Origin of the sequence: Vannielia litorea, from assembly GCF_018424695.1 — a bacterium.
GTDB lineage: Bacteria > Pseudomonadota > Alphaproteobacteria > Rhodobacterales > Rhodobacteraceae > Vannielia > Vannielia litorea_A.
On record NZ_QTNQ01000138.1, the window covers coordinates 1 to 5,802 of the forward strand.

Sequence of the window (5,802 nt, forward strand, 5' to 3'; positions counted from 1 at the left end):
TGGCTCGGACGGGGGCGGCTCGGTGCGGATACCGGCCTCCTCCTGCGGGCTCTTCGGCTTCAAACCCACGCGCGCGCGCTTTCCTGACGGACCGGCGGCGGGCGAGGGCTGGGCGGGGATGGCGACGGACGGCTTTCTGACCCGGTCGGTGAGGGACAACGCCGCGATGATGGACGCCTGCGCCGGGGCCGACCTTGGCCAGCCCTATGCGGCCCCGCCGATGCCCATGAGCTACAGCGAGGCGATCAAACGGCCCCCGCGACGGTTGCGGGTGGCGGTGTGTGACACGACCTTCAGCGGTGGTGCGATTGACCCGGCGTGCCACCGCGCGGTGGAGGAGACGGCGAAGCTGCTGGAGAGCCTTGGCCACCACGTCGAGCCCGCGCGGCCCGAGGCGGACCAGGACGCGATGATGCGGGCCTGGACGCAGATCGTGGGCTGCGGCACCGCGCAATGGGTGGCCGCGACGCTGAAGAAAAAGGGGCGCGGCTTGCAGGAGGGCGACCTTCAGGGCGTGGCGCGCGGCGCGGTGGAGTATGCCAAGGGGATCAGCGGGGCGGAATACCTGAGCGCGGTGGACACGATCCATGGCTTCGGGCGGCAGATGGCGCGGTTCTTTGCGGGGCGCTTCGACGTGTTGCTCTCGGCCACGCTGGCGGAGCCGCCCGCGAAGGTGGGCCGCTTCAGCCACGAGCGCGAGGATTTCGAGGCCTACCGGATCGGGCCGGGCGGGGTGTTCGACTACTCGCCCTTCTGCGCGGCCTTCAACGCCTCCGGCCAGCCCGCCGCCTCGGTGCCGCTGCATTGGACGCCTGAGGGCCTGCCGGTGGGGCTGCACCTTGCCGCTCCCTTCGGCGCCGATGCGGAGTTGATCGCGCTTTGTGCAGAGCTGGAGGCTTCCCGCCCATTCGCACAGCGCTGCCCGCCCATTGATGCGGCAACGCTTGCCTAAAGCCCTGACACAGCGCACTCTTGTCTCACATCAGGGGGCTGAAGAATTGAGCGAAGAACACGCTGTCGTCGCGCAGAATGTGGGCAAGGTCTATGGCACGGGGGCCGCGGCCTTTACGGCGCTGGGTGATATCTCGATTGCCATCCGCAAGGGTGAGTTCTTCACGCTTCTCGGCCCATCGGGTTGCGGGAAGACCACGCTGCTGCGCTGCATCGCGGGCTTCGAGACGCCGACGAGCGGCGCGATTCTGCTGAGTGGGCGTGACATCACCGGGGTGCCGCCCAACCAGCGCCCGGTGAACACGGTGTTTCAGAGCTACGCGCTGTTCCCGCATCTTACGGTGGCGGAGAACGTGGGCTTCGGGCTGAAGATGCAGGGCAAGTCAAAGGCCGAGATCGACGCCGCGGTGGATCGGGTGCTGGGGCTGGTGAAGCTCGAGCCCTTTGCCACGCGGCTTCCGGCGCAGCTTTCGGGCGGGCAGCAACAGCGGGTGGCACTGGCCCGCGCGCTGGCGCCGGAGCCGGAGGTGCTGCTGCTGGACGAGCCGCTCTCGGCGCTTGATCTGAAGTTGCGCAAGGCGATGCAGGTGGAGCTGAAGCGGCTTCAGACCGAGACGGGGATTACCTTCATCTTCGTCACCCACGATCAGGAAGAGGCGCTCACCATGTCCGACCGGATCGGGGTGATGAGTGCAGGTGCGTTGCTTCAGGTCGGCAGCCCGCATGAGATTTACGAAAAGCCGGTTGATCGCTTTGTGGCTGATTTCATTGGAGAAACAAACTTTCTGGAGGGCGAGGCGCGCGCGGATGGCGTGGAGATTGCGCCGGGCGTGGTGTTGCCTGTCACCGGACATGCGGGGCCTGTCACCCTTGCGGTGCGGCCCGAGCAACTGCGCATCGGGCCGCCGGGCGAGGGGCTGGAGGCCGAGGTGGCGGAGGCCGTCTATATGGGGACCGACACGCACTTCACCCTCACGCTGGCGGGTGGCCCGCAGGTGGTGGCGCGGGTGCAGAGCCGGGCCGGGCCGGAGCCACGGGTGGGCGACAAGGTGGGCGTGAGCATCGACGCCGCCGCCGTGCAGGTGCTGGCCGAATGAGCGGGCCGGGGCGCAGCAAGGCGGCAAACGGCTGGCTGCTTTCAGCCCCGGCGCTGCTCTTGCTGCTGGTTGCGGCCAGCGGGCCGCTGCTGATCGTGGCCGTCTATTCCTTTCTGGAAAAGGGCGATTACTCGGGCGTGCGCTGGATCCTCTCCGGCGAGGCGTGGTTCAGGGTGCTGTTCGAGCGGGATATCTTTGACGGGACGGTGAGCCTTGCCGATGCGAACCTTTCGATCTTCTGGCGCTCGGTGAAGCTTTCGCTGGCGACGACATTCATTACCTTCGCGCTTGGCCTTCCGACGGCCTGGTTCATTGCCACGCGCCCGCCCAAGGCCCGCGCCGTCTGGCTGTTTCTCATCACCATTCCGTTCTGGACCAACCTCTTGATCCGCACCTTCGCGATCATGGAGGTGATCCGGAACCAGGGGCTGCTGAACACTTTCCTGATCAACCTTGGCGTCATCTCGGAGCCGATCCAGATTCTCTACACCGACACCGCCGTGCTGATCGGCATGGCCTATGTCTACCTGCCGCTGATGGTGCTGCCGCTCTTCGCTGCCATCGACCGCTTCGACTTCAAGCTGATCGAGGCAGGATATGACCTTTACGCAACGCGCTGGCGCATCCTGCGCAGCGTGGTGCTGCCGATCATCAAGCCGGGGATCGTGGCGGGGTGCATCCTTGTCTTCGTGCCTTCGCTCGGCGCCTATGTGACGCCCCGGGTGCTCGGTGGCGGCAAGAACATGATGATCGGGAATTTCATCGAGCTGCAGTTCGGGCAGGGGCAGAACTGGCCGCTGGGCGCGGCGCTCTCGATGGTGCTGCTGGTGATCGTGATGGGCGCGCTGCTGATCTATACGCGGGTGTCGAGCCGGGATGATCCGCATGCGTAAGGCCTTCGACGTCACCACCCTGCCGGGCTTCACCTTCATCGCGATCACCGCCTTCGTGCTGCTCTACGCGCCGATCGTGACGCTGGTGATCTACTCCTTCAACGGCGGCAACTCGGTGAACCTCTGGGGCGGCTTCTCGCTGAAGTGGTATGCCGAGGCGGCGGGCAACGAGGCGGTGCAGGGAGCGGCGGTGCGCAGCTTCATCATTGCCGTCTCGGCCTCTGGCATTGCCACCACGGTGGCCACCATGGCGGCGCTCGGCACCACGCGGCGGGGCAAGTTCAAGGGGCAGACGGCGATTTACATCATGATCAACCAGCCGCTGATGGTGCCCGAGATCGTGACTGCCGTGGCGCTGCTGATCTTCTTTTCCTCGATCAAGATCGCCACTGGATACACCGGGCTGGGCTACCTCATCATCGCCCACGCGGCCTTCTGCGTGCCCTTCGCCTACTTGCCGATCCGGGCGCGGCTGGAGGGGATGGATCTGACGATGGAGACGGCGGCGGCAGACCTCTACGCGACGCCCTGGCAGACCTTTCGCTACGTCACCCTGCCGATCCTCATGCCGGGCGTCATCGCGGGGGCGATGCTGGCCTTCGTGATCTCGCTCGATGATGTGATCATCACCGAGTTCGTCAAATCCGCCGGGCAGGACACGCTGCCGACCTACATGCTGGGCCAGCTCCGCCGGGCGCTGACGCCGGAGGTTAACGCGATCTCGACGGCGCTGCTGGCGCTGACGGTGGTGATCCTGACGGCCTTCTTTTTGATAACCCGAAAGCGGGACTGAACCCGCTGCACGTCCAACAAAGGAGAGTAAGAATGAGAAAGATACTTGCCGCCACCACGGCGCTCGTGGCCTCCGCCGCTGCCGCGCAGGCCGAGGGCACGCTGAACCTGTTCAACTGGGGCAACTACACCTCGCCGGAGCTTCTGGAGAAGTTCACCGAGGAGACCGGCATCACCGTGACCGTCACCGATTACGACAGCAACACCACGGCGCTGGCCAAGGTGGAGGCGGGCGGCTCGGGCTTTGACCTGGTGGTGCCCTCGGCCAACTACGTGCCGATCTATGTGGAGAAGGGCCTGCTGGCCGAACTCGACATGAGCAAGCTGGAGAACCATGGCAACATCGCCGAGGAGTGGATGAACGTGCCCTGGGACGAGGGCCGGAAATACACCATCCCCTGGCAGTGGGGCACGACCGGAATGGCGGTGAACACCACCGTCTATGGCGGCGATGTGAACACCTCCGACATCTTCCTCGATCCGCCCGAGGAGCTGGTGGGTAAGGTGAACGTGGTTCCCGAGATGAACGACATCATGGCGCTGGCGATCTTCAACGCTGGCGGCGAGGCCTGCACCGAAGATCTGGAGCTGCTGAAGGGCGTGCGCGACAAGCTGATGGCCGCCAAGCCCAAGTGGATTTCGATGGATTACGGCACCACCGACAAGCTCTCGTCGGGGGATTACGTGGCCACCGTCAACTGGAACGGCTCGACCATGCGGGCACGGCTGAACAACCCCGACGTGGTTTATGGCTACCCGAAAGAGGGCTATCCGCTGTGGATGGATTCGGTGGGGCTGCTGGCGGATGCGACCAACGTGGAGGAGGCCTACAAGTTCCTCGACTTCATCATGGTGCCGGAGAACGCGGCGATGATCTCCACCTTCGCGCGCTATGCCAACGGCATCGAGGGGTCGGACCCGTTCATGCCTGAGGAGATGAAGACTGCCCCGGAGATCGTGGTGCCCGAGGAGTTTGCCGAGGCGGGGCGCTTTCTGCCCACATGCCCTCAGTCGGCGACCGATCTTTATACCGCGATCTGGACCGAACTGGTGAAGTGATCTGAACGGGCGGGGCGCCGGTGTGGTGCCCCGCTCACCGTGCCGTCTGGCTCCGCATCGCCAAATGATATTGTCGCATCCGCATGGGCGGAGACCGGGCAACCGGCCAACGACGGGGTTGCACCGGGCGGCAGGCGGTGGCTTCTTTCGCGTATGATCGAATTTGACCATATCGCCGTGCTCTGCGGGCGGCTTGAAGACGGCGTGGCCTATGTTGAAGAGGCGCTGGGCGTGCCGTTGGAGGCGGGCGGGCAGCATGAGGCCTTCGGCACGCACAATGCGCTGCTGTCGCTGGGGGGCGAGGAATACCTTGAAGTGATCGCGGTGGACCCGGAGGCGCCCAAGCCCGGGCGCCCGCGCTGGTTTGATCTTGACCGCTTCGAGGGCCAGCCGCGCATTGCCCGCTGGATCTGCCGGGTGGATGATATTGGTGCGGCGGTGGAGGCCCGACCGGGGGCGGGCGTGCCGATGCCCCTGGCGCGTGGGGCTTATCGCTGGGTCATGGCGGTGCCCGAAGATGGCATCCTGCCGATGAACAACATGCACCCGGCGCTGATCGAGTGGCAGGGGCCGCACCCGGCCCCGGCTTTGCCCGACCGGGGCGTGCGGCTGGCCGAGCTGCTTGTGGGCCATGCCGAGGCGCGGGAGCTCAAGGCGCTTGGGCTCGACGATCCGCGCTTTCGCTTCATGCGCGGGCCGACGCGGATGGCCGCGCGGTTCGAGACGCCAGAGGGCGTGAAGTGGCTGAGGTAAGGCGGGCCGGACCGGAGGATGCCGGTGCGATCTGCGCGTTGATCAACTGGGTGATCCGCGACACGGTGGTGACCTTCAACAGCATCGAGAAACGCCCGGCGGAGATCGTGGAGGCGATGGAGGGCGGCGCGCCCTACTGGGTGGCCACCGAGGCGGGCCGGGTTGTTGGCTATGCCAGCTATGGGCCGTTTCGGCGTGGCGTGGGGTATGATCGCACGCGGGAGCATTCCATCGTGCTGGCGCCGGACAGTTGGGGG

The 5,802-nt window shown here is 65.9% G+C and carries 7 protein-coding genes; all 7 read left to right on the top strand.

Translation table 11 applies throughout. The features are described from left to right. On the top strand, positions 1-952 hold a 952-nt coding region (locus DYI42_RS22895), incomplete at its 5' end, for an amidase (protein WP_213549301.1). Positions 953-998: 46 nt separating this feature from the next. Beyond that, a complete protein-coding gene (locus tag DYI42_RS22900; RefSeq protein WP_369334187.1) occupies positions 999-2,048 on the top strand; it encodes an ABC transporter ATP-binding protein in 1,050 nt (349 codons plus the stop codon). Continuing rightward, positions 2,045-2,941, top strand: coding sequence for an ABC transporter permease (locus DYI42_RS22905; protein WP_213549305.1), 897 nt, complete (start codon positions 2,045-2,047; stop codon positions 2,939-2,941). Before DYI42_RS22900 ends, DYI42_RS22905 begins: the two co-directional genes overlap by 4 nt. Further along, positions 2,934-3,734: an ABC transporter permease gene (locus DYI42_RS22910; protein ID WP_213549307.1), complete on the top strand. Its 801-nt coding sequence runs from the start codon at positions 2,934-2,936 to the stop codon at positions 3,732-3,734. The genes DYI42_RS22905 and DYI42_RS22910 overlap by 8 nt, the downstream gene beginning before the upstream one ends. A 32-nt stretch (positions 3,735-3,766) precedes the next feature. Further along, positions 3,767-4,792: an extracellular solute-binding protein gene (locus DYI42_RS22915; RefSeq protein WP_213549309.1), complete on the top strand. Its 1,026-nt coding sequence runs from the start codon at positions 3,767-3,769 to the stop codon at positions 4,790-4,792. A 153-nt stretch (positions 4,793-4,945) separates the two neighbouring features. Further along, positions 4,946-5,545: a VOC family protein gene (locus tag DYI42_RS22920; RefSeq protein ID WP_213549311.1), complete on the top strand. Its 600-nt coding sequence runs from the start codon at positions 4,946-4,948 to the stop codon at positions 5,543-5,545. Then, positions 5,533-5,802, top strand: a 270-nt coding sequence (locus DYI42_RS22925; RefSeq protein ID WP_342344729.1) for a GNAT family N-acetyltransferase, incomplete at its 3' end; no start/stop codon positions are given. The genes DYI42_RS22920 and DYI42_RS22925, both read left to right, overlap by 13 nt.